Source organism: Rubritalea tangerina (genome assembly GCF_042683245.1).
GTDB lineage: Bacteria > Verrucomicrobiota > Verrucomicrobiia > Verrucomicrobiales > Akkermansiaceae > Rubritalea > Rubritalea tangerina.
Genome location: NZ_JBHUJB010000071.1, coordinates 1 through 1,116, shown reverse-complemented (window position 1 = coordinate 1,116; position 1,116 = coordinate 1). Strand labels below are relative to the sequence as shown.

The window sequence follows — 1,116 nt, the reverse complement described above, 5'->3', positions numbered from 1 at the left end:
GGTGAGGCGGGGCGCAATCTACATATTTCCCGATCCCGCGCAAGCTCTTTTCGATACTTTTTTACACCACCCCACAGACCACGCGTCATAACTCACTCAAAGGCAGACGAAGGACGACATTCAAAACTTAAAACATTTTGAGTAAAATGCAGATATCATCTAGATCTCCCCCCCAACTAAATCTTAATTTTCATCTTCTTCTGGGGCTTGATCTAATTCACTGCGGATCTCCGCTACCTCAGTAAGGTGTCTGAGACTTTGCGGAATTTTGGAACCCACCCATGCCCGTGAGCCAGCTCCCCCGCTTTGCTTAATGTGGTAACGCCAAAATCCATCACCTGTGGATTCCATCTTAACTGAATACTTCACTTCCCCGCCCGCTTGCTCGAATGCCGAATCTAGCTGCTTGATAGCTGCAAATGCTTTTCCTCGATTCTCCCCCAATACAGCTCCAACTTCAGCCTGATATTGTCTACCAATCTCAGAAATTTGTTCGCTCAACTCAGGAACCGCTATTTGAACACTCCCGTCCTCACCATCGCTCACCTCAACTTTCGCAAGCTGCGCTTTCTTCATGCGCCTTTGCATCTCCCTCCAACCTCGTTGCAGCTGCATCTTTTCTTGATCCGAGATATTTAAGATTTCTTCAACCTTCCGGTCATTGCTAAACAAATCCCCTCCGACTTGTGCCCTCTCCATGCGGCTTGCGTATTCTTGCAAAAGCTTACTAGGTACGACGACAAAGCTCACATCCTCATCTTCATTTTGCATCTGTTGCACACCTTCGAGTTGAACGATTTCAGCCTGGAGCTTGGTCATTGCATCCGAGTCTGACGCTTTCACTGGCTTCTGTTTCTGAGCTTGCTTCACCCCTTGGCGATGTTGCTCCCATGACACGTGCTGATTTTGTTCAACATTTATGTGACCCGATAGATAGAGAACTCCATAACAAAGAGCTGCTCCGGCAACAACACATCCAAAATTAATTAGTCTATTTTTCACGATTCGAACCGCGACACTAGCATTTGAGTGAAGCTCGGCAATCTAGAAATCACACTAACAAAAAGATAGAATGAGAAGAGAGGTGAGGCCGCGCCATGGTTGCTGGTAAGCTCA

1 protein-coding gene is annotated in these 1,116 nt (G+C 47.0%); it reads right to left on the bottom strand.

The genetic code is table 11. The annotated features are described in order from the left end of the window. Positions 1-183: 183 nt before the first annotated feature. Positions 184-819: a hypothetical protein gene (locus ACFSW8_RS14415; RefSeq protein ID WP_377178588.1), complete on the bottom strand. Its 636-nt coding sequence runs from the start codon at positions 817-819 to the stop codon at positions 184-186. Between the last annotated feature and the right edge of the window lie 297 nt (positions 820-1,116).

What these genes read in the sequence shown, in the direction of transcription:
- ACFSW8_RS14415 (WP_377178588.1), bottom strand. Translation starts at nt 819, where the DNA reads ATGACCAAGCTCCAGGCTGAAATCGTTCAACTCGAAGGTGTGCAACAG.